This window comes from Syntrophomonas erecta subsp. sporosyntropha (assembly GCF_055395365.1).
The window spans coordinates 918,340-944,430 of record NZ_AP042459.1; the positions used below are offsets into that span (position 1 = coordinate 918,340).

Consider the following 26,091-nt stretch of genomic DNA (forward strand, 5'->3'; position numbering starts at 1 on the left):
TCACCGTTACCCTCTTACTGGGCAGCGGGAATATAACCCATTTTTTCTACTACCTTTAGCCCTTTTTCTGATTGCAGATAATCTAGGAAGGCTTGTTGTTGACTATTTGGTTTATCCTTACTAACTAACAACAAAGGCCGCCCGATCTTGTATTTTCCCGCCACGATGTTTTCTACCGTAGGAGCAATACCATCTACACTTAAAGCAGTAATCTTATCAGAATTCTGGTTCACTAATCCGGAAGAAACATAGCCAATAGTATCAACATTATCCATAACTTTTCCGGCTAGAGCCCCCATAGAAGGAATCTGCAGCGCTTCCGGTGAGATAGGCGTACCCTTCATAACCGCTTTATCAAAAACTTCACTGGCACCACCACCCAGGTCCCGTACCGCAACGACAACGGGACGGTCTGGCAAACTAGGCTCCAACTGCTGCCAGGTCTTAATCTGGCCTGCAAAAATAGCCTTGATCTCTTCAGTAGTCAGATCGGGTTTCACCTTGGTGACAGGATTGGCAGGATTAACAGCTATGTCGAGAACATCAGAGCCCAGCTGAACAATCGTACCATCTGCAAACTGGGCCTTTTCTTCGTCCTTTAGGTCTTTAGATACCATTCCAAAATCGAAGGTGCCATCTACTGCTGATTTCATGCCAAAACCTGAGCCACCCGTAGATACGAATATTACTATAGGTTCCTCAGGCAAACTGGGATCTACCTTATTCCAGGTTTTAAATTCTTCTGTGAAATCATCTGCACATTTAGCGATGATAGGGGCCAGGGTACTAGATCCACCAATCTTAATAGAACTTTTTTGATCTGTAGCCGGATTATTATCCGCAGCCGGTTTATCCCCACCACAACCAGCCACTGCAAATAATGCCAGGGCTGCAATCAGCAGCAAAGCTGCCAGCCTTTTTACTCTCATTGTTTACCACCCTCCCTATATTTAATATTATTATAATTCATTTTTCTTATTTGTCTAATAACTTATGGGAATACCTCAGAAGGGGGAATTGTTCTTTCGAGTTGTCTTCTTAAAAGCAGCCCTTAAAACAGATCTTTTAAAATACTGCCTGGTAGTGGTAAGTTAAAACCCCATCTAAGCTCCTTAGCAGAAGGGGAAATATACCGGCCACAGTGGTCAAACAGCTTCTTTATTAACTATCCAGTTTTTTCGAAATATCCCGCAAAACATTGTAAATGTTCGTTAACATGATCATGATTATACCCAACATGGCAAAAGTAACGATTTCCCCGGTAAAGACCGATAAAAAAGCCAGAATGACTAAAAAGATTATATTCCAGACCGGGCTATTAAAAAAATCTTTCATAAATACCCTCCACTCTAGTTTTTATATATTGCGCTTTCATAGTCAATTTTACATCATTTCCCTTAGCTGGGGCTACCTGTGAAAATCTCTTTGCAGACAGCTTTAACAAAGCCCAGTCAGAAAATAAAAAAGGGTCAGGCTTTATCACTTCATCATTCTCCGCCTTACGGGGAAGTAAAATGATTAAATCCTGACCCCTTAAGGATTACAAGTATCCTAGTACCTCATAGGTGTTATGCGCCTGCCTATTTCTGATAATTCGTCGGTAAAACTTGATACCGGTTTACCTGCCGCTATACCGCTAGATACTTTCTTAAGGCGGGTAACCGTATCTACGTCTGAACTAACAAAAACCGTTTTAATCCGGGGTAGTACCTTTTGTACTTTTTTACTGGCTTCTTTTTCTATAGTCTTGGTTTTACTCTTTTCTACATTAGCCTTTAGATCTAAACCTACATAAGCGGTATTCCCTGCTAAAACTACCGTAGATTTATTTACTCCGGCAATAGTGTCAATGGCACTGGCTACCCGGCTACTATCTGAAGTAGTACGGGGCTTAGAAGGAGTAGTATTCGGTTTCTTAGCCGGGGAACACCCTACGATGGTTGTAAATAACAGGCATATTACTAGAGTAAGAATGAAACATCGCTTTCTGGACATTTAGATATCTCCCTCCTTTTTTATTACTATTTGAAAAAGATAAGGGAAATATCCAAACTTAATAAATAAATTTAGGCCATTATGTTGCTAAAAATGTTCTTGGATAAAATCAGGAACATCTGTTTCCGAAAAGGTTCCCGAGATAACTCCTCCGTTTTTTAGCTGGAACATAATGGTATATTCCCCATTATCAGGGTAGATATCCTGATAAATACGCAAACAACTTTCCAATTGATCAGAGGCAGTTATTTTAATTACACCTGACCTGGTTTCTAATTCTTGAATACTGGTCGGTTCAGGTTTAACCGCCTGAGGTTCCCGGGGGTTTTTATGCTCCTGATCAGGGCCCTTGGCTACAATAGCATAACTAATATCCTCCGGCATTAGCCGAGCCTGATCATATTTACCGGTACTTTTTAGCCATTGTTCGAAATTGGCATATGATTTATTCCACCTAACACCACAACTATATTGATTGTTAAAATAGACTTCTATTTCTGCCCAGGGAGACCTTTGATCCACCATCTCGGCAAAACTCTGCTCATAAATATCCTTCTGTAAAACAATGATACCCTGACGAATCAGTTCGGGATCAGTAATACGTACCTGCTTATTCCCCTCCCGAGCATTAATCTCCAACCTATTTACCTTACCGGGGTTTATACTGAGGATTTCATAATGCAGCTTTTTAAATTCTGGCGATTCATAAATAGGCTTTAGCTGTTCTGCATACTTATCAGTGGTAATAGTATACTGCCGGTAGATGTAGCTACCATCCTTTAACTTATAAGCCAAGCAGATACGCTCACCTGGAATATTCCTTTTTCTTCCTACGGAAACTGCATTTTTCTTGCCAATATTAGCTATTATCTGTTTATGCAAAGTATGAATATTGTTCTGAATAGCCGAGTCCACAAATACCGGTAAGGGGCGGAAACCACCTCTATAGGCCTGCCTGTATATGGGATTGGGATCATCATTATAGATTAAAGCCCAAAAAGAATTATCCAAGTAAATGCTTTCCACTTGATCTAGTGCCGGCAAACGTTTTTCATAACCGGTACAATCAAAATGTAGTAAACCAAGCATTAATACGATAATCATTCCATATATTCCGCAGCCTTTAAGCTGCTTCCATCCAAAAACATGCCAGGATTTGTTAAGTAGGATTTCAGTTAGGAAATAACCTAGTACTGCACCTAGAAAATAGCCAAAATAAGTCCATCCCATGCTGTTCTGCGCATGTTGGAAGTAAACCCCTACTAAGAGCATGCTGCAAAAAGTAACACTATATTTTAAAACCGGAGCAATTATGTCAAAGGTTATAGCATTACCGGCCATCTCTAACCGTCGCCGCCGGTACAGGTATTTGCCTATAAAATATAAGGCTATACTACACAGAAGATAAACCATGACTTCAGTGGAATTAAGCGGCATCCCGGAGTATTCTGCCATTCTTATCAGGGGTGACAGGTGAGCAATCTTTTCCGAGTAAACATCAATAGCAAAACCATAAATATAAATTTTCAGATTATACAGTAACAACATAGAAAACCCGCTGGGCAGGAGAAGCAGGATATAGCTTAATAGTCCCTGCACAGTGGACATGCCGGTAAACATGCCTACAGCTACACTAGTCATAAACAAAAGTATATTGACCAGCATACCTACCGACAACCAGGATAGAATAGCCAGATTATTTATTTGGATCCCTAGCCCGGTAACTAAGGCCCAGCAAATCAGAGCCGTGATAACAAGAGGAACTAAAAGTAAGATAAGACCTGCTACAATATGGGTATTATACATAGTCTCCCGCTTAATAGGTAAAGTATGCTCCATATCTGCGGCCCGGTTAACCTGCAAATAGCGAAACAACACCAGACCTGTTAGTACAGGAACAATAATTAATAACATGAATTGGAATGGTGAGGAATCAAAATGAAATACCCGCAAATAAGTAAGGAGATCATAGGAAATTCCCAACTCCTTGCCCCGACTGTAAAGCATCAGTATCTGTAATGGAATACTTAAAAACAAGCCCAGCAGATATGCGATCCCTATCCAGGTAAATCGCTTGAAATCGTTATGCAGTATGCCTTTATTAATAAAGGATGTTTTTGATCTCATAACCGTTATCCCCCATTTCATATATGAATATTTCCTCCAGGGTGAGGGGTAGAATATCCAGAATAGCCGGGTGATAGGCTTGCATGCTGTCAATGATTTGATCATAGGGACCACGCACAATAAGAATCAGCACACTACCCCGCTTTTCGGAATAAAGAGCCTGCATTTCCTCTAATAAGGCGGGTGGTATTTCTCCTGTAAAAGCTACTTGAATCTTATGTACATCTGCCTTTAAATCATCTAAATCCTTCTGGATAAGCATTTTCCCCTGATGCAAAATACCGATATAATCACAGATATCTTCCAGATCACGCAGGTTATGAGACGATATGATGACAGTCATTGCCCTTTGGGCTACATCTTGAATGATTAAATTTTTTACTTTTTGCCGCATCACCGGATCTAATCCATCCAGGGGCTCATCTAAAATCATAACATCAGGCATCAGGGTTAATCCCAACCAAAAGGCTACCTGGCGCTGCATGCCTTTAGATAAAGTTTTAATACGCCGTTTTACCTCAATATTAAAAACACTCCCCAGTTTGTTATAGCGCTCCTGGTTCCAACCCGGATAAATACGGGCATAGAAATCAGCCATATCTTGAATAGTGTAATTAGGAAAGTAATAAAGAATATCTGGAATAAAAACGGTCTGTGCCTTTATCTCCTCATTTTCAAAAACTGTTTGCGAATCTATCTTCACCTGGCCTCCATCCTGCCTATAAACACCGGCCAACAGCTTTAAAAGCGTAGTTTTTCCGGCTCCATTCGATCCTACCAGACCATAGATGGAACCTTTATTAACTGACAGACTTACCTCCTTAAGCGCTTCCAGTCCCTGGAATTGCTTACTGACCCTATCTACTTCAATCATTCTCCTTACCTCCCTTATCTTTAGAAATCAGGCCCTTAACCTGGGTAGTAATTTCCTGGGGGGACGTACCTAGATAAAGCATTTCAGCTACAACTCGCTCGAGCTCTTTAGCCAGGATTTGCAGGCGCGCTGTATTATCACCCGAAGCAGCCGGTTTTACAAAATTACCTTTACCAGGCACCGAATAAATAAAGCCGCGGTATTCAAGCTCCCGGTACGCCTTCTGAATGGTATTCGGATTAACCGTTAATTCACCAGCTAACTCTCGTACAGTCGGTAATTGCTCATCAGCCTGTAAAACATTATTTATAATCAGCTCGATAAACTTCTCTACTAATTGTTCATAAATAGGTGTGCGACTGCGTAGGTCTAATTCAAACATAAAGCCCCTCCTTTCAATATCGTCTGTACTATTGTGCATAATACACATAATACACCCATATTATACCTCCCCCCTCCTCCTTTGTAAAGGAAGCCAAGGGATGGTCCTTTTTCCCCCTTTCCAAGGAGCAAGCCCACCCTGGTTTTAAGAACCTAGTCAAAAAAAGAGAAAATCCCGTTTGTGCTGCCAATTGCAAATTGAACTGCTCCCTGTCAAGTAGACAGACGAAAAAAAGAAAACCTTTTACCGGGCTCCGTCAATGACGGGGCTCAGTTTTTAGGCTGCATTTTCAAGCAACTGACGGTAGGTCATCGGAGGCAGTTTGTTCAGTCTCCTTTGCCGGCGTTCGTAGTTGTAGAAATATATGTAGCTTTCAATAGCCGCTACCAAGCTATCGTAATCCGGGAACTTACCAAGGTAGTACATCTCGCACTTAAGAGTACCCCAGAAACCTTCCATTGGGCCGTTGTCAATGCAGCGGCCGACACGCGACATGCTTTGTTTCATTCCGGCATTATTCAATCTGATCTTGAAATGCTTGCTTGTATATTGAAAACCTCGGTCACTATGAAACAGCGGGTGAGCATCGGGGTATTTAGAAACGGCCAAATCAAAGGTTTCAAACACGAGCTGGTTATTGTTGCTTCGTCCCATGGCGAAAGAGATAATGCTTCTGTCTTTGAGGTCAAGGATTGCGCTCAAATACAATTTTTCATTATTTCCGTACTTGAATTCTGTGACGTCGGTCAGCCATTTCTCGTTAAGCTTTTCTGCTGTGAAATCACGGTTCAAAATATTCTCCGCTGTAACTTCAGGAGTAGACCGCTGGTATTGCGGACGCTTTCTGCGGATGACGGCGTTCAAGTTAACCAGTCGGGTAAGACGATATATACGCTTGTAATTGTAACTGGTTTCGTATCTGGCGTTCAGTTCATCTGTCAGTCGCCGATATCCATATATTCCGTTGAATTCAGCGTAGAGATAACCAAGCTTGTGAAGAAGATCTTCGTTCTCATACTCGCGGGCACTCTTGCTGCGGTGGAGCCATTTGTAATAGGATGACCTGTTCAGGTCTAATATCCTGCAAATGTCCTTTACTGGGTATGCTTTATTTTCGTGCAGTTCCTTTACGGTCAGGTAAAGCTTTTCCTGCCGGACCCCGCTCAGCCCCGCCTCCTCTCGATCTCCTGGAGTTTTTTTAACACGGCAATCTCCATTTCTTTATGCTCGTTCTCGGCTTTAAGCATCCTGTTCTCTGCCCGAAGACGCTCAACTTCGGTCATTTCATCCAACGGTTTGCGCTTCCCGCGCTTGTCGATTAGGCCGTCTACGCCCTTTTTCTCATATTTGCATACCCAGCTATATATTTGCTGGTAGGATACCCTATACTTCTCGATTGCTGCACCATAGTCCTTACCATTGGCTATACAGTAGCCGACAATTTCTATCCGCTCCTCCAACGTGGTTAATCGTCCTTTGGTCATATAAATACCTCTCCCTCGGCCCCCGGTGGCCCGAATATCTTTATGACCATTATAATCCGTTATCCAATCCTGGAGTTGCCTTTTGCTACGAATGCTATACCTCTTACATATTTCCAATAAGCTTGCTTCACCCCGTAGGTACGCCTCTACCGCTGCGGTTTTCAGTTCCACGCTGTATCTGGTGTTTGTCTGCTGGGCTGCTAACCCAGACGGGCCCATGGCCTCATAATTGACTATCCATTGACGCAAAGTGGATGGATCTATCCCATATTTGCGCGCTATACTATCCTGACTTCCTTCTCCTTGCTTGTACTTCTCGACGGCTTCAACTTTCTTGCCCCAATCGATCCTACTTCTACCCATAAAAAAACTCCCCTTTGTGTAGTCCTGAATTTTTGTTTTTTCAGGTGTCTACTCAAAGGGGAGCATATCAAATTACAGCATCAAACGGGATTTTTTCTACGGAAGAAATCTGGTGAACTTCCTTTTTAAACTTTCTAATCTCGGTCTAACAATAAATATTAAAAGCCTGCACCCTTAGTTCTATTTATACAGGTAGTGTCTGGTCATAGGCATTTCATTATTAATTCCCTTCTCCAGTAAAAATTGATGCACATCTACCACCCGATAGCGAAAGCCATATATACATGAATTTAGATAAACCCGCCACATGCGAATAAAGGGTTCATCAAACTTCTTCCGTATAGTATCCAGGTTCTTTTCGAAATTATCAGCCCATATTTCCAGGGTATGGGCATAATGTAAGCGTAAACTTTCCACATCCTTAATATAAAAATCATGTTCCGGCAGTAATGAAACTAACTCTCTTATGGTTGGTATATAACCCCCCGGGAAAATGTAGTTCTCTATCCAGGCATTAGTTTCGGTTTCTACCTGTTTGGTAATCGTATGGAGCAAAAATACTCCCCCGTATTTAAGTAAAGAATCAGCCGTAGCTATAAAATCAGGTATATTGGCCCGGCCTACATGTTCCATCATTCCTACACTAACTAGCCGGTCAAATTGTGCGCCTGAAGAGGCCAGTTCACGATAATCCTGAATTTTAACATCTACTAAATCTTCTAATTTCTCATTTTTAATTCTTTCCTTAGTTTTAGCAAACTGTTCTTCACTGAGGGTTATTCCCAGGCTTTTCACCCCGTACTGCTGGGCAGCCCGGATAATAAGCTCTCCCCAACCGCTACCAACATCCAGTAAAGTCTGTCCTTTTTTTAAGTTTAGTTTTTTCAATATATAATCGACTTTGTTCATCTGTGCCTGATATAATGAATCCTCTGGTTTTTCAAAATAGGCACAGGAATAAGTCATACTATCATCCAACCACAGGCTGTAAAAATCATTACCTATATCGTAGTGATATTTAATATCATCTTTGTTACGGTCCGCCGACTTGGGTATTAGTTTAGCAATTCCCCCTAATATATTATTATCCCCGGCTAAGAACATATCCTTATTCTTAAAAGCCAAATCTAAAATAGCACGGATATCCCCTTCGTAATCAATATCCCCGCTCATGTGCGCCTCCCCAAAAAACAGGGAAACGTCCTTAATAATCTCCTTTTCTGAAAGGGGCTTATTAAGAATAAGGATAAATTCAGCCTGGCCTTCCCCATAATGCTCAACACTGCCGTCCCAGTATTTTACATCAAAAGACCCGCCCTTCAAATGTTGAAATAGTTTGTTGAGAAAAAACTTTTGCATAATCTGCTCCTTTCCCTGATCCTTGCATTTTATCTATGTTTCTATATCTATAATACCCCCATATGTTATATTCCACCATATATGATTTAAGGAAACAGGGGGCATTGCAGCCCTTCCATCAGCAAATAGCTTTTATCTTTTTGATAATCAAAGGTTTTATAATGATTAGTCTTATAGACTAACCTGGTTCTTTACCCAATCTAGTTAAAACCAGGTAATATCTTTTTTGCCAGCCCTGACTATTGCACTAAAAACAAAAGACCATAAAGTTGCAAAACCCCCTCATAAAGAGGGGGTAAGGAAGTTTGTATAAAAAAACTTAGAAAGACGCGGTTTTCACGTTTTGTTGTCCAATTATTATACTCTTTTTGCTTCGCTGATATGGAGTTCTTCAACCGAAGCATAACTAAGATGCTAATTTTGGAATAGGACCTTATGCCTTTCCTGATACGGTATAGTGTTTTTTCGATCCTCCGTGCGATCTTATAGATTGTTTTTTTCTAACCAGCGGAATAGCACCACTGCTAATACTATAGTAATAATAATTACAAACCAATGATTTATTCCTAATACATTAGGGATGGTAATGTTACCATAATTGCCCCAGGCCAGGACCGTTTTGGCGAAGAAGGGATAAACTTCGGCAAATAAGGCTGCCCCGGTAAGCATCCCCAGAATTCCCACCAAAGCATCAATACGTCCCTCGCCTAGTGCCCCCCAGGATGTTCCCGGGCAGTAACCTAACATAGCCCAACCGATGCCAAAAAGGCTCCCCCCGATAACTAATCCACCCATAACTAATGGTCTGCCTACTACTTTTAAGGTGCCTAAATCACCTAGCAGGTATATTCCCACCATCCCTACCAGAATAGCACTGAACATAAACTTAACTATAGTTAAATCCTTAAGTAACATAGCACCTACCTGTTTATCATATCTTAAGACCCGTGCCCTTTGCAGTAAAAATCCAAATAAAATACCAGTAACAGCTCCATAAACTAAATTAGCGGTCATTAGCTCCACCTCCACGATGAATAATCCGAGCTACCATTATACCCACTGCAAAAAACACTATCATCGAAGCCCAACCACTGACAGATAACAAAATCGATGAGCTCATCTGACCTGCCGGACACCCCCCGGCTAAACGAGCTCCGAACATAGCAATAATTCCACCTAAAAAGGCAACCACCCCTCTTTTAAACCGGGATGTACCCAGGGTTTTCTGCCATAAATCAGGTATAAACCGCCATTTGAAATCCCCAAAAATTGTAGCCGCTATAAAACTGCCTAACAATATACCGGTAACAAACATGGTCTGCCAGCTCAGAACCGGTTTTATCATAGAAAAATACTTCATTTGAGATACTTTTACCGGATCGAAAAGTTTTTCAATCATTCCGGCAAACTGGATAAAAGAGGTAGATGAGCCAAAATAATTTCCCGTTATAGCTGCCGACAAAACAATCAATAGTCCGGTTAAGGAACCGGCTACATAAGGATTTAAGGATTTGCTTTGATGATCTTGCATTATTCCCACTCCTTTACTTATACCCCATACCCGTAGTGGGTAATTTATTATGATAATAATATCCTTTTAAAGTCATATTGTCAATAAGATTTTGGGACAAGTGGGACAAGGGGACAGGTCTGCTGTCCCCTTGTCCCACTTGTCCCCCCATGCTAAAACCCTAAAAATAGGAAGCTCCCTCCGGGAGGTAAATCTCCAGAGGGAGCTTAATAATTTTATTAAAACATTAAATTTTTTATTGTGGCACAGCCACTTTGGTTTTTAAAGCCTTTTTGCCAGCAATTCCGCTAATTGGGGAGTACCTACTTCCTCCAGTTCATACCCAACCCTTACGGCCGGCTTCTTCAGAGACATTACCCGGCGCAGGTCTATAGGGGTCCCAATGACTACCATTTCAGCCGGCGAGTTATTAATGGTCTGTTCTAATTCCCCCATTTGGGTCTTACCATAGCCCATAGCCGGTAGTAGCCGAGAAAGATGGTTATACTTGGCGAAGGTTGTCTTTATACTGCCGACTGCATAGGGGCGGGGGTCAAGTAATTCACCGGCATCCAATTTTTCAGCAGCAATTACCCCGGCACCATAAGCCATACCCCCATGGGTAAGGGTGGGGCCATCTTCTACTACTAAAACTTTTTTACCTTTTACTGATTCAGGCTCATCCACACTGATCGGTGAATTTGCCATGATTATAGTTGCTTCCGGGTTATTAGCAACTATAGCATCTTTGACCGCCTCGACACTGGCAGGATCTGCAGAGTCAATCTTGTTAACAATGGCAATATCAGCCATACGAAGGTTAGTTTCACCCGGATAGTAACTGGTTTCATGCCCGGCCCGGTGCGGATCAACTACCACTATATGTACATCAGAATAATAGAAGGGAGTATCATTGTTGCCACCATCCCAGAGGATTACATCAGCTTCTTCCTCCGCCTGGCGCAGGATAACCTCATAATCTACCCCCGCATAGACTACCATTCCATTATCAATATGGGGCTCGAATTCTTCTCTTTCTTCTATAGTGCATTTGAATTTGTCCAGATCTTCATAACTGGCAAATCTCATCGCAATCTGTTCTTCCAGGTTGCCGTAGGGCATAGGATGCCGTATAACTGCTACCTTTTTGCCGGCTTCGATAAGCAGTTTGGCAACATACCTGGTGGTCTGGCTTTTCCCGGCACCTGTTCTTACCGATGTTACTGCTACTACTTTGCGTTTAGACTTAATCATGGTAGTTTCCGGACCCATTAACCTAAAATCTGCTCCACAAGCATTAACCAAAGAGGCTTTATGCATTACATACTCATGAGATACATCACTATAAGCAAAGACCACCTGGTCCACCTTATATTTTTTAATTAACTCGGGCAGTTCCTCTTCTGCATATATAGGAATACCCTCCGGATATCCTGATCCTGCCAATGCAGCAGGATATAGCCTTCCTTCTATATCCGGAATCTGAGCCGCTGTAAAGGCTACCACCTGGTAGGCTGGATTATCCCTAAAATAGGTGTTAAAGTTATGAAAATCTCTCCCTGCTGCACCCATGATAATTACACGATCTACTTTCATCAAAATTTCTCCTCTCTATTACTTTAACAGTCCGGTTCTGACCAAAACCCCATATAGATGGAAACTTTGGCCAGGACCAGCCTGTTTACTTATCAATCCATCTAGCCGGCATTCCAGGAAAACACCTGAATATCCTGACGCAGATCCCACCCCCGACTCTGATAAAATGCTATAGCAGTATGATTGTCACCATAAACAAAGAGGTGCATTTTTTTGGCCCCTAAAGCCTTTAATTCACAGGTGACCTGGTTAATCAGTGCCTTGCCATACCCTCGACCCTGATGGTCCGGGTGTACTGCCAAATGGTATATATAACCCCGGCGCCCGTCAAAACCGCCTAGCACTGTGCCAATCAAACCAGCCTGATCTCTTAATACCAGGCAAGTGGAAGGGTTTTTCTCCATAAAGATCCTGAGCGACTCATCCTCATCACCTGGCCCTACCCCCAGGCCAGGGATGGATCTCCACAGATCCAACATCGCCCCCCTATCCATTGCCTGGGCTTTTTCTATCCTATATCCCGCTGCTTCCATTTCTCCCCCTCCACCGGGAATTCCCAACCCGTTTTTTCACCATTACCTCTGTAAATAACAGGAAAAGGGCCCGCTTACCCTTTTTACCCTAAATTATACATTTTTAATATCGGGTGGTCTCCTTAAACACTTTTTCTATATTATACTCTTTTTGCTTTAGATTCCGGAATTTTTAATCCCCCGAAATAATGTAAATATTTTGGTCCACTCTTTAGTTCAAAGAATACACTTCGTTTTGTTCCATATTTGATTGATTAGGAATGATCTTGTAAAACCATTTCACTAATAAACCAAAATACGGCAACCAAGAACTATAAGAAGGCAGCCGGGCCAAACCGGCGACAGACTAAAAAAAACCCACCAGCCGAAGTGTTCTTATCTACACCTGGCTGGCGGGGAAAAATCATTTCCAGTTAATTGGGCCTCCTAACAGAACTAATTAAACACCTACACTATCAGTTTTACCCAGATATTCATATCTTCCAGGGAACCGCAAATATCACAGTTGTTTACCATTCGGCCGGAAAAAGTATATCCCTGCCGATAAAAAGCTTTGTTCACTGCGGGATGTTTAGTACGGGCCAGACTGTACAAACATATGAACCCGTGGTCTTGCAGATACTCTTCCAGTTCTTGAATTATAGCCGTTAATATACCCTGACCCCTATACAAAGGTAAGGTTACACAATCTGTTATTTCGGCATTTAAATTGTCATGGTCCATTTCCGCTGAAGCAATACCTATGACCTTGCCATCATGAAGAGCTACTTTATAACGAACTTTATTTTTCTGTATATTATCGAAAATATAATTCCCATTAAACACCGGGGAAGGATAGGTGGCAAAAACTGATTTAAATAGCTTGATCATCTGAGGAATATCTTTATAACTTGCATCCCTTAGCAGATAAGGAAACTTAGCTAGTAGATCCTGACCGGGAAAATGGTCCTGACTGCACTGAATAAAGCTTTTTTCGTCATCACCGTTGGAGGAAAACATTCGATGACTATCAATAAAGTAAGAATAGCACAATGCCAAGGTTCCTTTAAAAAATCCTTCGATTCTTCCCTCTACTTTAAACCCCGCCTCCTGAAACAGATCATAACATTCCTGAGGAGCAAATGAGATTATTTTTCCCATATTATTGGCAATGGCCAGCTGTTTGGCATATATTAAATGACTGCTTTTAAGATATTGGTGGTTTAATATTTTAACCCTACTGTTTATTACATCTAAGAATAGCAATGTCCCGTCAATATCCTTATAAAAATCTTTATCTTTGTAAATAACTGTTCTCATTTAATAACTTGCCCTCCTGCCAATGCGAATATTGCCTTGAGGTATCAGCCGGGTTTTTTCATCCAGGTAAAGCTTTTCCAGGCCCTGACATTCAAATTTTTTGTATTCAGCACATATACCGCATTGTGTACATTCATGGCTTTGATCCTCTGGTTCACTGTAGGTGCAAATAATTCCCTCATAATTACGTAAAATGGTTTTCCTCGGTGATCTCGATATTAAATACTGGGGACCAACCGGTATTTTACCGCCCCCACCAGGTGCATCAACTACAAAGGTGGGAACTGCCAGTCCTGAAGTATGACCCCGCAGCATTTCGATAATCTCTATTCCTTTTGCTATAGAAGTTCTAAAATGTTCAATACCTTCGGAAAGATCGCATTGGTATAGATAGTAAGGTCTAACCCTAATCCGTACCAAACTTTGCACTAGTTTTTTTATAACATATGGACAATCATTCACATTTTTTAAAAGAACTGCTTGATTGCCTAGGGGAATTCCGGCATCTACCAGTTTACTGCAGGCCCGTTCAGACTCGAGAGTAATTTCTTTAGGGTGATTAAAATGAGTGTTAATCCACAGAGGTTGATACTTTTTAAGCATAGCGCATAGTTCATCTGTTATCCTCTGGGGCATAACTACCGGCGTGCGAGTACCAATACGTATAATCTCAATATGTTTTACGGCTCTCAAATTTCTAAGTATATATTCAATCCTTTTGTCTGGCAAACAGAAAGGATCACCTCCAGAGATTAGTACATCTCTGATTTCTGGATGTTCTTTGATGTAGTTAATGGCATTATTAATGTCTTCTATTGGTAAAGCCCGATCAGTTTGGCCAGCAAATCGTCTTCTGGTGCAATGACGACAATACATAGAGCATTGGTCCGTGACCAAAAGCAATACCCGATCTAGATACCTATGAGTAAGTCCTTTTACCGGTGAGTCAATTTCTTCATGCAGGGGATCCCTAGTCTCGTTTGGATTTATGTTTGTTTCCTTGCTGCTAGGCACTGCCTGCTTGCGTATCGGACATTTTGGATCATTTTTAGCCATGAGATTGGCATAATAAGGTGTTATAGCCATTCTTAAGGTTTTCAGGCCCTTACGGAGATTTTCTTTTTCCTCCCGGCTTAGATTTATCACTTGCTCAAGTTCCGCTACCGTAGAAATACGATTAGCCATTTGCCACTTCCAGTCATTCCAGTCAGCCAGGTTGATATCAGCACAATAGTTTGGCACTCTACAGGATGTGTTCATCTTGTCTCCTTTCTGTCCCCGGCAAGAAGAAAACCTAATAATGCATATGAAAACACAATACAGAGGGGAAAAGTTGGCGAAATTGCAGTTGGGTAAGAATTCATAAATCTTAATGACTACCATTGATTAGATATGGAAGATAGTTGCTAAATATAAATGGTTAAAAGAATTCTGAATAAATAAATGCCACAGAGCAACAGCTGTGGCATTAACTGCTCTTTCTTCTCAACGCTTACGGAATTAGCTGACGGATTCGGGTCGAAAAAGACTAAACCCTACCTGTGTTAAACAGGATTCACCCCAAAGGTTGGTTCTCCCGCTCGCTTTTGCGATTCAGCGTTTATATAATTGTTTTAACTTACCGGGAATATTCCTAAACAAAGTCGTCCCACGTATAACTCAATAAAAAGCCTTATTCCTTTTGCAAATAAAGATATTCTATTGAGTTGGTCGTATAAAAACCTGAACATACTTCCCTATTATAAGGCAAAATAGGCAAAATCCATTTTAACCTGTCTTATAACCTTGAATATACCACTGCAAGCATCTTCAGAAGCTCAGCCACATGCCGGAAACTACGGAAAAGTAAATAATACCGCCACTGGCAGTTTTATAAAGTTAATTAACCGGATTTTCGGTGTAAATGGTTGTCTGAAAAGTATCTAATCGTCCTTTACATTGAGCTCCTTTTTAGCTTTCCATAACGTAGTAATCACATCACATTTTAAAGTGATAAGTTCAGTATCAGCAGGGTTTTACATAAAATGGAATGTTCTTGTAATATTATCACCTAAACGTTAATTTAAGTCAAGTTAGGGGGACAAGGGGACAGGGGGGGACAGGGGGACAGGTTTGCTGTCCCATATACTTGTCCCCAATTATTGACTATTAAAGTGTTAACAACACCAGAACGCGGTACTAAAGAAAATACCCAGAATTAGCATAAACAGTCGGCAATAATTGCGGGGCAGATTATGAAAGGATGAATTTCGTAAGACCACAGTTTCGGTTTTTTAGGGATGGGACAGCAAACTTGTCCCCTTGTCCCCTAGATTATAGCGAAAATAGAAGGTTTAACTTAAATGTTTACCGAAGTCTATGTTCGGCAGGGTTTAATTTATTGCAAAATCATTTAAACAATAAACCAAAAATGTTATCACAATACAGGAAACGGGGGGTTGCTAATGAAAATATTGGCGGTAATGCAGTGGGAACTGCGGGAGAATCTACGTAACTATAAAGCGTTATTTTTATTGATGTTTATTTTTGGCGGCATCCTGATGGCTCTCTATACAGAAGTCGGTCCTACGGCTAATTCTACTAATGTTCTGGATCCTTTTTTTGAACTGTTTGCCGTACTCTGCCCTATGATCGGTATCTTTGCTGCCATGGATGCGGTAGTGGGGGAAAAGGAGAAGGGTACTCTGGAGCTAATTCTTTCTAAGCCTTTGCCCCGACGCTCCTTGCTTCTGGGCAAATTTTGGGCTTATGTACTGATGATTGTCCCCCTGCTGGTAGTAGAATTAATTGCCGCCTATTTCTGGGCCCAGATTTCCGGAATATCGCAATATCGATGGCAGCTTCCCATGCCCCCATTTAGCCAATGGCTGACCCTGGTGGCTATCGTAACTTGTGTGTCTTTGTTTTTTGTAGCCCTGACTACTTTGATTTCAATATTTGCCCCCACCACAGCCACTAGCGGTTTATGTGCTCTAGTCTTTATGGCACCTGCCCACCCACTGGGCGGGGAATTTCTAAGGCAAGTCGGCCAATTGCTGCATATTGATAGCTTCCAAGGATTACCCTTAATAGTAAAATTCTTTTTAAGCGTTTTTGCTAAGTTTCAAAAATTTGCTCTAACTCGTCCTAGTGATGCACTAATATGTTGTCTATCACTTTTAATCATGACCGTTGTCGTACTGCTCCTGAGTAGTTGGATCTTTGAGCGGCAAAATGTTACCTTTAGGAAATAGGGGGGAGTAATTTGAAAGACTTTGCGGTTGATGTTCAAGGTTTAAGCAAATGGTACGGCCCCTTAAAGGCAGTAGATAATATAAGTTTTCAGGTAAAACCGGGGACCTCTTTCGGATTATTAGGACTAAACGGAGCCGGTAAGACCACCACCTTTAAAATGTTGGTAAGTTTAATTCGTCCAGACAGTGGAACCGCACTAGTAGCAGGTTATGACGTGATAAGAGAACCGATGCAGGTGCGGGCCTATATTGGCTATGTGCCTGAAAATCCCGCCTTTTATCCCCGTATGACTACTTTGGAAACCCTGCGCTACTTATGCCGTCTGTTGGATATTTCTATGAGCGAACAACAGCGGCGTATTGATTCTGTTCTAGAACTGGTAGGACTGATGGACAAAAAACATGCCCATATCGGGGGGTATTCCCGCGGCATGCGCCACCGTTTAGGCTTGGCCCAAGCTTTATTATCGGAACCCCAAATCCTTTTTCTGGACGAACCTACCCTGGGGTTAGATCCATTGGGGGCCAAAAATATGCGGGACTTAATCCTTCGCCTGCGGCAGGAAAGGGAAGTTACCGTATTAATGTCCTCTCACATACTGCCCGAAGTGGAAAGCATCTGTGATGTGGTTGGTATATTTGACCACGGTCGCCTGGTAGCCTTAGACTCTATTGAACACCTTCGCAGTACCTCCAGTAACAGCATGAATATTGAATTAGTTATGACTCGGCCTAATACGCAGGTGGTGCAGGCATTGCGAAACATTCCTGGAATTAATCAAGTAAAAGCAAACGGTTCAAAACTAGATATTAATGCAACCAAAGATAGCGACCTGCGCCCCCTAATTATATCTGAAGTAGTCGCCCACAACGGGAAAATACTCTCCTTTGGCCTTAAGGAAAACAGCCTGGAGGATATTTTGTTGCGTCTGGTAGAAACCGGATCTGCTGATGGAAGCAATAATGGTTCTACCCACACTTCCTAGCGGGACAAGGGGGACAAGGGGACAGGTTTGCTGTCCCACTCCACTTGCCCACATCACTTGTTCCTAATCATTGACCTTAACTTAAGAAAATGCCCGGGATCAATAGTTACCAGGAAACCTAAGAGTGCGCGATACGACAGTTTAGTAAGACCACGGTTTTTAAGGTTGGGACATGGGACAGCAAACCTGTCCCTTTGTCCTCTTTTATGCCGTTTGATTAGGTAAATTAAAAGAACTAACCGATAGTAACCTTCCGGAAGGGTATCCCATATCATGTACTAACTAGAAAGAAAGGAGTATTATGGTATGGCATGTGGTAATCCCAATTGCAGAGTTTGCTATCCTAAGCGTAAACCTCATCAGCCTAAAAAGGACCCTCACCATCATCACGATGATGGTCCATCCAGGCATCATAAACCTGGAATTCAGACTCATGTACATGAGTTTGCCGGAAGTGTTATGGTAGCTGGAACTATACCCCACACTCACCGTTTTGCCGGTGTGACCAGCGAAGAGATCCCAATGGGGGATAGTCATGTACATGCTATTCTTGTTAACACTGATTTCTTCTTTAACCATTATCACGAAGTTGGTATTAGAACAGGTCTGCCTGTCTTTATCGAAGGGGAAAAACATATACATTATGTAGAAGGAGAGACAACTACCAACTTCGGCCATGATCACGATTTTGCCTTTACTACCTTCATTGAAAATCCCCTTCAGGATTAACCCCTAACCGCCTCTACCTTAACTGCCCATTCTCGGTAATTAGGAATGGGCAGTTGTATTATTCAGGTGGCAAGTAATGCTATACATTACATCCGTGATCCCGGAATATCTTAACAACCCGAATTTAAAATTAACGTAAATAAATCCCGGTACTTTAGAAAATACCTGCCAGGTTCACCTTGTTCCTGATAATAATACCCTGAATAACCTGCATAACGCACCTTATTACCATTAGCCAGCACAAACTTTGCTCGCCCCTGTGGATTTTCCAGATCAATTATTTTAACAGGACCAGGCTCGATGAAAAAACTTATACCCGCAGCTTTTAAATCCTCGAATAGACGCCATTCCGGTTCAGTTTCCAGAGTAATTCCTTAATATGGTGGGCCCTCTCTAATCCTAGGCGGCTTGTCCACCGATGACTGCGAAAACTTTGCCCTTTATCATTTTCATCCATATTTTCAATAGGGCGGCTTAATTCTTTCACTTCCCCTAATCTATATAGAACTTGGAGTTCATCCGCCCTTCTTCCAGTACCCCAGGGTGTCTGTATATTATTTCGTTTGGTAATTTCTATCCCTTCAACTAATGCAACATGCGTAATCGCTCCCGGAATTCTCAACACTCGCGGAGAATAAAACACAATCCAGTGTATATTCATCTGCCGCTCTTGGGTTTTCAGTACCGGCATATAGTATAAGCGTTGTTTTTTCACCCATTCAAGATGCAAGCCTGGATCTTCACCCCGCAAAACTGCTATGAGAACCATTTCACTGGCGGCTACTCTCCATTCATGAGCTTGCTCATGGATATTATATGCAATTGTCTGTCGTGCAGTCGTAAAGCCTCCCTGCTCCAGACGGCTATGTAGCCATTCTCGTACCTTAATAGTATTATCAGGCAAAAAGGGTAACGCCCCTACCCCGATGGATTGTAATGCCTGCCACAATTTGCTCTGTGCAAAAAACCGGCTTTCTTCAAATGGGCAAGGGAATAATGCCGCTGCTTGAATTACCGTACGTTGGGGTAACTCTGAGTGTTTGTTGGGGCGTTCCAGGATAGCATCCCGATAACGGTGCATTATATTAATAGCATCTTCCGGTGGCCCTACTGAACCATAATGGTTACGATATTTGTCGGATGCATCTAAGCGATATTTAGCGTCCAAGACCAGATGAACTTTAGGCCAGCCATCTTCTTCGAGGGAAATCAGCAGATCTGGTTTCTGCGGAACCAACATATCTGATCCTGAGAACCGGGGATTATAGCTAACCGTTATCTTTCGATCTCCTTCCCCTTCAAAAGGAACACTAGTTGTTCTACCATGTTCTAAAAGTATCTGCAAACCGTTATTTTTGACCTTAACTAGCTTTTCTACCGGAATAGGTTTTCCCGTTTCTTCCGCCATTATCTGTAAAAGAGCCAGGTAACACCAGTATTCATACAAAACATTTAAATCTTTAATAGATAGCTTAAATGGTCCCCCCTCAATTCGTAAACCTAAGCTTAGAACTAAACAGGCCTTATAGGCCTCTTTATATCCAGGAGCACCTAAAAGCTGCATAGATCCATATCCGCTAGGAACATTTCCCTTAGCATTAGCAAATGGGTCTAGCTTACTCAAAACAGAAATGCGTTGCTGAAATGCTTTGACTTGTGTCAGGATGTGATTATGTCGCTTGCTTTGCTTTTTAGGATCTGAATACCAAATAGCCAGCTCTTTACGATATATATTGTGGAGACGTCGATGAATCTGTTTAAGCTGTCGCGCAAACCACCTGTGTTCTAAAGTATCCAGGGTTTGACAGGCATGGGTTCCCCGAATCACCTGCCGAACCCTGATGCCACCGGTAAGTTCAAGAATATCCCCTTTTCCAGCTCCGTATCGGAAAGCAGCTCGTACCTGCGCATCAACCTTCTTGACTTGCTCCGTACGACGATAAACAGTTTCCCGACGTAAGCCACGAATTGGCTGGCGGGCAACATATAACAATGCCTGTTCCAAATCACTCAAGACATTTTCTAGAAGAGTAATCCACTCCAAATCCCCTGAGGGTTGATTACTTAATGATGTTCCCATTTGATAAGTCGCTTTAAGATAGTCCATTGCCAAAGCCGTCATTATATCTTGAACATCTGCCAGCATTTGTTCATAATCAGAACGATAACTAAGTTTGGAAGGGAACACTTCTACCTCAAAATCAAATTCCGGTGTTCCATCCAGTATAACCGTAAAATTACTTCGCCCCACCTGTGATTTAAAGTTAATTGAACCATAAACACTCTTCCCATTATCGACGGTTTCCAAGTCAGATATTATTAGTGGATCACGATGAAAAATACTTATCTTGGAACCCTGTTTAGCCTTTGCATAAAGTTTGTAAGCAGTTTCCTCAAAAAGGCGAGGTCCTATAGAAATCGTATCATCGTCAGGAACCCCGGGCACATTTCTCCATACGTTTACCAACTCTAAGTCGGACCGCCTTTTGCAAATGATTAAACTTCCTTGAATATCTTGTTCATTTCTTAATATCTGGGGAGGCTGACTAGATCCCTGGCTAAAAATCAATAGGACTCTATCAGTTTCCAATTCAAATAATCGTTTCATAATAATTACATCCAAAACGAAGTGAAGCCCTCGTTCGTTAACCTCTCCCACATCAGACATAGCCGAGCTACGGTACGCGGAAATTTAGCATCAACCAAAAAAGAAGGCCTTTTATTACGAGTCCATTGACTTACACATTCATCTGCATTAGACTCCGACGGTAACTCACCTTGATTGGCCCATGCCAATAACTCCATAATAACCTGTCTAATGGTTGAACTCCCACCTATAATCCGGGGCAGCACTTTCATTAACATAGCTAAATCCAAAGGATCTACAAACTCTCCACTATGAGTAGTAAAAGAGGCTTCTATTTCTTGTGCATGTAAAACAAACAAGGCAATCTCATCTCTACTACGATATCCCAATTGCATCTGGGATTGTTGTAAGATGCTGTTTATCTCTATTAATACTTTAATAACCTGTTCAATGGTTTTTCGCTCCTGGTCCGTTGGTGATTCCAATTCACTTAGCCTAACTGCTCGTGGGTACCAAAGTTCTACTGGCCAGGTATCCATATTAACGATATCTGAAATTTCACGTTCCCATCTTCCTAAATTAATTTCGGACAATTCTATTGTAAAGGCTCGATCAAGGACCTTGCGACTGAATCCATAAGTACTTTCATCCATATTAACCGTGCCCACAATGGCCATGTTGGCTGGCAGCACCTGCTTACTCCAGGTTTCATCCTTTGGTAAAAGCGTTTGACTTAATAAATTGCCGCTAATATAGCCGCCATTATCCCCCTTGTGCCGGTTCTCAATCTGACTTAGAATTTCTGCAAAATAATGTTCTACTCGGGCCAGGTTCATTTCATCCATAATGCAAACGTGATGCTGGGTCGGCTGTGCTTCCGCCTCCCTGGCCCAGTTCAGAACAGGAGCCGGTCGAAACTGCCCCTGAATATCACAATAACCTAACACATCGGAACTATCGGTCCAATCCGGCCGTACAGGCAACAAGTGAGTAACCCCTCCCGTGGCTTTATTGACTAGATCTGGTAGCTTTGATTTTCCTGTGCCCGATACCCCGCCTAAAATGACAAAAGGCTTAGTTTTCAATGCTGCGATATAGGCTGCAATCTGCCAGGGTTCGTAGACATAGCCCTGAGACCCTATCCATCGGATGAGCGCTTCTACTTTTTTATTCATGTTAATGAATGGGGAAATGGGGGAATGATGATTTTCCCCTACAGCTGGGGAGAAACTTCCGTCTATATTGGTAGGTTGCAGCATGTCGTCCTCCAATTTCAGCACGTAGGCTTGGTAGACCTCTATGAGATGATAAAGTTCCGTTGAGAGTATCCCATCATCCGGAAGCTCCGCACTAGAATAATAACGATAGGCGATGGTCCCATATTCGTAGTTGATCCCTAATGAAGAATCGGTATGCAGATTAATGTCATTATCCAGATTAAACCCATATTTTATTAGTTCCCCAAAATCATTCCTCAATAACTCCGCACGTTGGCGAAGTAACCTCCTACCTTCGCTTTGGGTTACTCCAGATTGGGCTAAAACATCGGTAACCCCTTGATTAAGAGTAAGGTATAGCCCTTCCATATCCTCCCGAAAAAGGTAAACAACATATATCCCCTTCTGGGCAGTATTTGTTATGCGGGAATCAAGAAATGCAATCCAGGGTATCCGTGCCCAGTTTCCCTGTCCAACACTCCAGCGCAGATTAACTATCGGTGGTAACCAATCATTTTGCTTAATCTTATCTTCAACGTTAGAAAACAGTGTCCATACAGTAGTATCCCGGCCAAAACTTTGATTAGTACGTACATTAACATAGCTATCCATGATCTCCTGTAGATAACTTCCAAAGCCATCAATGAAAGGAGGAATCTTGCGCCCAATCAACCCGGGAATACCGTCTGGTTTTGACCAGCTGCGCACCTGTTTCACCATAACCATCTCCCCAGCTAGATATTTGCAACCATAATTCCCCTTATATGTGAATTGTACTTCAAAAAAGGTCATTTTCATACCGATCTACCCTAAAGAGGATAAAGGGACAAGGGGATATGCTCCCCTCAAAATAGACAGTTAGAATAACAAAAAATTTTGACCTCTACTAAGAGGGGAGTATATCACAGGGTTACTGTCCCACTTCACTTGCCCACATCACTTGTTCCTAATTATTGACCTTAACTTAAGAAAATGCCCGGGATCAATAGTTACCAAGGAACCTAAGAGTGCACGATACGACAGTTTAATAAGACCACGGTTTTTAAGGTGTGGGACAGCAAACCTGTCCCCTTGTCCCCGCTAAACCAAAAAACCCGCAATCACTTGCGGGTTCTTACTTCCATTTGGAGCCGATGCGCGGATTCGAACCGCGGACCTGCTGATTACGAATCAGCTGCTCTGCCACTGAGCCACATCGGCCTATTATAATTACTATATATGAACATATTGATAATAGCAGGATATTTTACCCCAGTCAAGATTCTGGGGCTGGGTAACCAGAAAGCATGATAAATGTCTATTTGGCCTTTTTATCGTCTACCAGATAGTAATAATTAGGGTTATTAGAAACTACCGCCTGGCACGCCGGACAGATTAGGTTGATATAGGCTTTTCGATCTATTATCTGAATCATCTTTTTCAAAGTAGATTCAGGGTACTGTCTGGAACAAATACTACATTTCTCCATGATCTATTTCTCCTCCAATTACTATATCTAAAAACTAACAGTAATTGTAGCACCCTATATGCACCGGGAATAGTCCCATATTCTTTCTATGAAAATAGCCGGGATTAATACCGGCTGTAGGTCTCACGATAAATCAGGTATAATGGTTAGCTATTTTGTTCGCCGTAGGCCTGCATATACAAAAGCTCCGCTTCGGCTAGCTCTTGGACCCGGGCCACGGCCATGTCAATAACTACCTGCTTTTCCCCCTCTAATTGCTGAACCGTTAATTCATCGAATGGTATACTTCCTAGACGATCAGCGGCCTCTTTTATATCCACATGACAGAAAAAAGCATTAAGTAAATTCATCATACTATAAAAGAAAGTCTCGGCCCATTCTTCCACCTGTTCCTGGTCAGGTTTACCATCTTTCCACTCGAATTTACTCGGCTGATACATTCTTCACCCTCCTCAACCATTCCCCGGCTTCTTTTATGGCCTGTTCAACCGTATCTGGCGCCGGGCCTCCGGGGAGCTGACGCCGGATTACACATTGCAGGACATCAATATATGGGTACACATCCTTTTCAATCAATGGTGTAAAATCACGGTAGGTAGCCAGATCTACTTCCTCCAAACTGATACCTTTCTGAATGCAGTACAAAACTGCCCGGCCTACTACGGCATGGGCATCCCGAAAAGGCAGTCCTTTGTTTACCAGATAGTCTGCCAGGTCAGTGGCATTAGTAAACCCACCTCGGGCTGCTGATGCCATGCGATCAGTTCTGAATTTAGCACTACTCAACATGGGTGCCAATACCATCAGGGATTTTTTAACAGTATCAACGGCATCAAATAGGGCTTCCTTATCCTCTTGCATATCTTTGTTATAAGCTAAGGGTAAGGATTTCATGAGGGTTAACAGGGTGATTAAATCCCCGTATACCCGCCCGGTCTTCCCCCGTACCAATTCAGCCAGATCGGGATTCTTTTTCTGGGGCATGATGCTGGAACCTGTGGAAAAAGCATCATCTAGTTCCACAAAGCCAAATTCTTCGGTGGACCAGAGGATTATCTCTTCCGCAAAACGAGATAGATGCATCATAAGAATACTGGCCAGGCCGGCAAATTCAACGGCAAAATCCCGGTCGCTAACTGCATCTAGGCTATTGCGGGTAATTTCCTCAAAACCTAACTTTTCTTTAACTAGTTCCCGATCTAGTGGAAATCCGGTTCCAGCCAGGGCTCCTGAGCCTAGCGGCATAGAATTAGTTCGTTTAAAACAGTCGTCCAACCTACCTAAGTCTCGCCGCAGCATTTCAAAGTAAGCCATGAGATGATGCGCCAGGGTAACCGGCTGGGCTTTTTGCAGGTGTGTATAACCTGGCATGATACTTTGCCGGTGCTTAGAGGCCAGGTCTAATATAACTTGTTGCAGATCTATAATTAAATTCCGAACCGCCTGGATCTCATCACGCAGGTAAAGACGTACATCCAGGGCTACCTGGTCATTGCGGCTGCGAGCCGTATGTAGTTTTTTACCTACCTCTCCGATTTTCCTGATCAGAAATGTTTCTATGTTCATGTGTACATCTTCTGCTTCTACGGTAAATTCCAGCTTACCTTCTTCGAGTTCCTGCTGGATTTCTTTTAATCCGGTTACAATCAGATCCCCTTCTTCGGGAGTCAGGATGCCTTGCCGAGCCAGCATGGTGGCATGGGCAATGCTTCCAGCGATGTCCTGCCGGTACATACGCTGATCAACCGCAATAGAGGCATTAAAGTCTTCCGTTAATTTGTCACTGGCTTTGGTAAACCGGCCACTCCACAGTTTCATGATTACACCTCAAGTTCCAGAATTTCATTCCTTATTATATCCTTTTAGTCCCTTGCTTGTACAGAAAAGAGACCGGAGTGGCTCCACCGGTAGAATAATCTAAACATTTGTTTATTTCTGTAAGCATATGTTTAGAACAATAATTATCTACTTTCCTCTCCGTCTCCCATTAAGAAAACGCAATTTTGCCCAGACTGGCTAAAAAATCTTTCCGGTACAACTATCGGTTTTTCTCTATATAAAAACAGGTACTTCTGTAACGGGTAACCACTGGCCAGCAATCCTAACTTATACAATACCGGTAATTCTTTTTGCTTAAATTCCGGCTGCCAGTTCGCTTACCTGGTCCTTAACCTGCTTTTACCACCGCTCTAAACATTTGTTTATTTTTATAAGCATATGTTTAGACAATAATTATCTTACTTTTCTCTCTGTCTCCCGGTAATAAAGCGCAATTTTGCCCAGCCCGGCTAACAGCTCTCCCTGGTACAACCATCCAAATTTACTCTATACAAAAGCCAGGTGCTCCTG

23 protein-coding genes, 1 tRNA gene and 1 riboswitch are annotated in these 26,091 nt (G+C 42.3%); of the genes, 3 read left to right on the forward strand and 21 right to left on the reverse strand.

Annotated features, from left to right (window positions below):
* Positions 1–14 precede the first annotated feature (14 nt).
* The 15 genes from ACZ5Q0_RS04275 to kamA all read right to left on the reverse strand — a co-directional run bounded on the left by ACZ5Q0_RS04275 (position 15) and on the right by kamA (position 14,707).
* Positions 15–929 (reverse strand): phosphate ABC transporter substrate-binding protein, encoded by a 915-nt coding sequence (locus tag ACZ5Q0_RS04275; protein ID WP_446819192.1) that lies wholly within the window; start codon positions 927–929, stop codon positions 15–17.
* A gap of 232 nt (positions 930–1,161) precedes the next feature.
* Positions 1,162–1,335 (reverse strand): hypothetical protein, encoded by a 174-nt coding sequence (locus ACZ5Q0_RS04280; RefSeq protein WP_446819191.1) that lies wholly within the window; start codon positions 1,333–1,335, stop codon positions 1,162–1,164.
* A gap of 216 nt (positions 1,336–1,551) precedes the next feature.
* Complete coding sequence (locus ACZ5Q0_RS04285; protein WP_446819190.1) at positions 1,552–1,995, reverse strand: YhcN/YlaJ family sporulation lipoprotein; 444 nt, start codon at positions 1,993–1,995, stop codon at positions 1,552–1,554.
* A gap of 87 nt (positions 1,996–2,082) precedes the next feature.
* Positions 2,083–4,122 (reverse strand): DUF6449 domain-containing protein, encoded by a 2,040-nt coding sequence (locus ACZ5Q0_RS04290; protein ID WP_446819189.1) that lies wholly within the window; start codon positions 4,120–4,122, stop codon positions 2,083–2,085.
* On the reverse strand, positions 4,097–4,996 hold the full coding sequence (locus ACZ5Q0_RS04295) for an ABC transporter ATP-binding protein (protein WP_446819188.1): 900 nt from the start codon (positions 4,994–4,996) through the stop codon (positions 4,097–4,099). The genes ACZ5Q0_RS04290 and ACZ5Q0_RS04295 overlap by 26 nt, the downstream gene beginning before the upstream one ends.
* Entirely contained in the window at positions 4,989–5,378 is a 390-nt protein-coding gene (locus ACZ5Q0_RS04300) for a GntR family transcriptional regulator (RefSeq protein WP_446819187.1), read from the reverse strand. Before ACZ5Q0_RS04300 ends, ACZ5Q0_RS04295 begins: the two co-directional genes overlap by 8 nt.
* Positions 5,379–5,654: 276 nt before the next feature.
* On the reverse strand, positions 5,655–6,545 hold the full coding sequence (locus ACZ5Q0_RS04305) for an IS3 family transposase (RefSeq protein WP_446820730.1): 891 nt from the start codon (positions 6,543–6,545) through the stop codon (positions 5,655–5,657).
* Positions 6,542–7,225, reverse strand: coding sequence for a transposase (locus ACZ5Q0_RS04310; protein ID WP_446819186.1), 684 nt, complete (start codon positions 7,223–7,225; stop codon positions 6,542–6,544). Before ACZ5Q0_RS04310 ends, ACZ5Q0_RS04305 begins: the two co-directional genes overlap by 4 nt.
* 180 nt (positions 7,226–7,405) lie before the next feature.
* Positions 7,406–8,584 (reverse strand): class I SAM-dependent methyltransferase, encoded by a 1,179-nt coding sequence (locus ACZ5Q0_RS04315; RefSeq protein WP_446819185.1) that lies wholly within the window; start codon positions 8,582–8,584, stop codon positions 7,406–7,408.
* Between the two features lie 483 nt (positions 8,585–9,067).
* Positions 9,068–9,598 carry a YeeE/YedE thiosulfate transporter family protein gene (locus ACZ5Q0_RS04320; RefSeq protein ID WP_446819184.1) on the reverse strand — a complete coding sequence of 177 codons (531 nt, stop codon included), beginning with the start codon at positions 9,596–9,598 and terminating at the stop codon, positions 9,068–9,070.
* Positions 9,588–10,115: a YeeE/YedE thiosulfate transporter family protein gene (locus ACZ5Q0_RS04325; RefSeq protein ID WP_446819183.1), complete on the reverse strand. Its 528-nt coding sequence runs from the start codon at positions 10,113–10,115 to the stop codon at positions 9,588–9,590. The genes ACZ5Q0_RS04320 and ACZ5Q0_RS04325 overlap by 11 nt, the downstream gene beginning before the upstream one ends.
* Before the next feature lie 261 nt (positions 10,116–10,376).
* Positions 10,377–11,690, reverse strand: coding sequence for a cyclic 2,3-diphosphoglycerate synthase (locus ACZ5Q0_RS04330; protein WP_446819182.1), 1,314 nt, complete (start codon positions 11,688–11,690; stop codon positions 10,377–10,379).
* 101 nt (positions 11,691–11,791) lie between these two features.
* The gene (locus ACZ5Q0_RS04335; RefSeq protein WP_446819181.1) at positions 11,792–12,223 is read right to left on the reverse strand and encodes a GNAT family N-acetyltransferase; all 432 of its coding nucleotides are present in this window, start codon (positions 12,221–12,223) and stop codon (positions 11,792–11,794) included.
* A 447-nt stretch (positions 12,224–12,670) separates the two neighbouring features.
* On the reverse strand, positions 12,671–13,522 hold the full coding sequence (ablB, locus tag ACZ5Q0_RS04340) for a putative beta-lysine N-acetyltransferase (RefSeq protein WP_446819180.1): 852 nt from the start codon (positions 13,520–13,522) through the stop codon (positions 12,671–12,673).
* Positions 13,523–14,707: a lysine 2,3-aminomutase gene (kamA, locus tag ACZ5Q0_RS04345; protein WP_464827286.1), complete on the reverse strand. Its 1,185-nt coding sequence runs from the start codon at positions 14,705–14,707 to the stop codon at positions 13,523–13,525.
* Positions 14,708–14,996: 289 nt separating this feature from the next.
* Positions 14,997–15,131: riboswitch (cyclic di-AMP (ydaO/yuaA leader) on the reverse strand.
* Positions 15,132–15,966: 835 nt separating this feature from the next.
* Here kamA and ACZ5Q0_RS04350 point away from each other — a divergent pair.
* The 3 genes from ACZ5Q0_RS04350 (at position 15,967) to ACZ5Q0_RS04360 (ending at position 18,470) form a co-directional block, all read left to right on the forward strand.
* The gene (locus ACZ5Q0_RS04350) at positions 15,967–16,755 is read left to right on the forward strand and encodes an ABC transporter permease (RefSeq protein ID WP_446819178.1); all 789 of its coding nucleotides are present in this window, start codon (positions 15,967–15,969) and stop codon (positions 16,753–16,755) included.
* A gap of 11 nt (positions 16,756–16,766) precedes the next feature.
* On the forward strand, positions 16,767–17,741 hold the full coding sequence (locus tag ACZ5Q0_RS04355; RefSeq protein WP_446819177.1) for an ABC transporter ATP-binding protein: 975 nt from the start codon (positions 16,767–16,769) through the stop codon (positions 17,739–17,741).
* A gap of 306 nt (positions 17,742–18,047) precedes the next feature.
* A complete protein-coding gene (locus ACZ5Q0_RS04360) occupies positions 18,048–18,470 on the forward strand; it encodes a YmaF family protein (protein WP_446819176.1) in 423 nt (140 codons plus the stop codon).
* Between the two features lie 325 nt (positions 18,471–18,795).
* On the opposite strand, the gene ACZ5Q0_RS04365 is transcribed toward ACZ5Q0_RS04360, so the two are convergent.
* From ACZ5Q0_RS04365 to argH, 6 genes are all read right to left on the reverse strand, one after another.
* Entirely contained in the window at positions 18,796–21,078 is a 2,283-nt protein-coding gene (locus tag ACZ5Q0_RS04365) for a DUF2357 domain-containing protein (protein ID WP_446819175.1), read from the reverse strand.
* A 5-nt stretch (positions 21,079–21,083) separates the two neighbouring features.
* Positions 21,084–23,072 (reverse strand): MrcB family domain-containing protein, encoded by a 1,989-nt coding sequence (locus ACZ5Q0_RS04370; RefSeq protein WP_447182757.1) that lies wholly within the window; start codon positions 23,070–23,072, stop codon positions 21,084–21,086.
* Between the two features lie 327 nt (positions 23,073–23,399).
* Positions 23,400–23,474: transfer RNA gene (locus ACZ5Q0_RS04375), tRNA-Thr, on the reverse strand.
* A gap of 97 nt (positions 23,475–23,571) precedes the next feature.
* Positions 23,572–23,742: a hypothetical protein gene (locus ACZ5Q0_RS04380; protein WP_446819173.1), complete on the reverse strand. Its 171-nt coding sequence runs from the start codon at positions 23,740–23,742 to the stop codon at positions 23,572–23,574.
* Positions 23,743–23,888: 146 nt separating this feature from the next.
* Positions 23,889–24,182, reverse strand: coding sequence for a hypothetical protein (locus ACZ5Q0_RS04385; protein ID WP_446819172.1), 294 nt, complete (start codon positions 24,180–24,182; stop codon positions 23,889–23,891).
* Positions 24,166–25,560, reverse strand: a complete 1,395-nt coding sequence (gene argH, locus ACZ5Q0_RS04390) for an argininosuccinate lyase (RefSeq protein WP_446819171.1) — start codon at positions 25,558–25,560, stop codon at positions 24,166–24,168. Before argH ends, ACZ5Q0_RS04385 begins: the two co-directional genes overlap by 17 nt.
* Between the last annotated feature and the right edge of the window lie 531 nt (positions 25,561–26,091).

What these genes read in the sequence shown, in the direction of transcription:
- argH (WP_446819171.1), bottom strand. Translation starts at nt 25,560, where the DNA reads ATGAAACTGTGGAGTGGCCGGTTTACCAAAGCCAGTGACAAATTAACG.
- ACZ5Q0_RS04385 (WP_446819172.1), bottom strand. Translation starts at nt 24,182, where the DNA reads ATGTATCAGCCGAGTAAATTCGAGTGGAAAGATGGTAAACCTGACCAG.
- ACZ5Q0_RS04330 (WP_446819182.1), bottom strand. Translation starts at nt 11,690, where the DNA reads ATGAAAGTAGATCGTGTAATTATCATGGGTGCAGCAGGGAGAGATTTT.
- ACZ5Q0_RS04280 (WP_446819191.1), bottom strand. Translation starts at nt 1,335, where the DNA reads ATGAAAGATTTTTTTAATAGCCCGGTCTGGAATATAATCTTTTTAGTC.
- ACZ5Q0_RS04370 (WP_447182757.1), bottom strand. Translation starts at nt 23,072, where the DNA reads ATGAAAATGACCTTTTTTGAAGTACAATTCACATATAAGGGGAATTAT.
- ACZ5Q0_RS04360 (WP_446819176.1), top strand. Translation starts at nt 18,048, where the DNA reads ATGGCATGTGGTAATCCCAATTGCAGAGTTTGCTATCCTAAGCGTAAA.
- kamA (WP_464827286.1), bottom strand. Translation starts at nt 14,707, where the DNA reads ATGGCTAATCGTATTTCTACGGTAGCGGAACTTGAGCAAGTGATAAAT.
- ACZ5Q0_RS04310 (WP_446819186.1), bottom strand. Translation starts at nt 7,225, where the DNA reads ATGGGTAGAAGTAGGATCGATTGGGGCAAGAAAGTTGAAGCCGTCGAG.
- ablB (WP_446819180.1), bottom strand. Translation starts at nt 13,522, where the DNA reads ATGAGAACAGTTATTTACAAAGATAAAGATTTTTATAAGGATATTGAC.
- ACZ5Q0_RS04285 (WP_446819190.1), bottom strand. Translation starts at nt 1,995, where the DNA reads ATGTCCAGAAAGCGATGTTTCATTCTTACTCTAGTAATATGCCTGTTA.
- ACZ5Q0_RS04295 (WP_446819188.1), bottom strand. Translation starts at nt 4,996, where the DNA reads ATGATTGAAGTAGATAGGGTCAGTAAGCAATTCCAGGGACTGGAAGCG.
- ACZ5Q0_RS04325 (WP_446819183.1), bottom strand. Translation starts at nt 10,115, where the DNA reads ATGCAAGATCATCAAAGCAAATCCTTAAATCCTTATGTAGCCGGTTCC.
- ACZ5Q0_RS04380 (WP_446819173.1), bottom strand. Translation starts at nt 23,742, where the DNA reads ATGGAGAAATGTAGTATTTGTTCCAGACAGTACCCTGAATCTACTTTG.
- ACZ5Q0_RS04335 (WP_446819181.1), bottom strand. Translation starts at nt 12,223, where the DNA reads ATGGAAGCAGCGGGATATAGGATAGAAAAAGCCCAGGCAATGGATAGG.
- ACZ5Q0_RS04320 (WP_446819184.1), bottom strand. Translation starts at nt 9,598, where the DNA reads ATGACCGCTAATTTAGTTTATGGAGCTGTTACTGGTATTTTATTTGGA.
- ACZ5Q0_RS04315 (WP_446819185.1), bottom strand. Translation starts at nt 8,584, where the DNA reads ATGCAAAAGTTTTTTCTCAACAAACTATTTCAACATTTGAAGGGCGGG.
- ACZ5Q0_RS04275 (WP_446819192.1), bottom strand. Translation starts at nt 929, where the DNA reads ATGAGAGTAAAAAGGCTGGCAGCTTTGCTGCTGATTGCAGCCCTGGCA.
- ACZ5Q0_RS04290 (WP_446819189.1), bottom strand. Translation starts at nt 4,122, where the DNA reads ATGAGATCAAAAACATCCTTTATTAATAAAGGCATACTGCATAACGAT.
- ACZ5Q0_RS04365 (WP_446819175.1), bottom strand. Translation starts at nt 21,078, where the DNA reads ATGAAACGATTATTTGAATTGGAAACTGATAGAGTCCTATTGATTTTT.
- ACZ5Q0_RS04300 (WP_446819187.1), bottom strand. Translation starts at nt 5,378, where the DNA reads ATGTTTGAATTAGACCTACGCAGTCGCACACCTATTTATGAACAATTA.
- ACZ5Q0_RS04350 (WP_446819178.1), top strand. Translation starts at nt 15,967, where the DNA reads ATGAAAATATTGGCGGTAATGCAGTGGGAACTGCGGGAGAATCTACGT.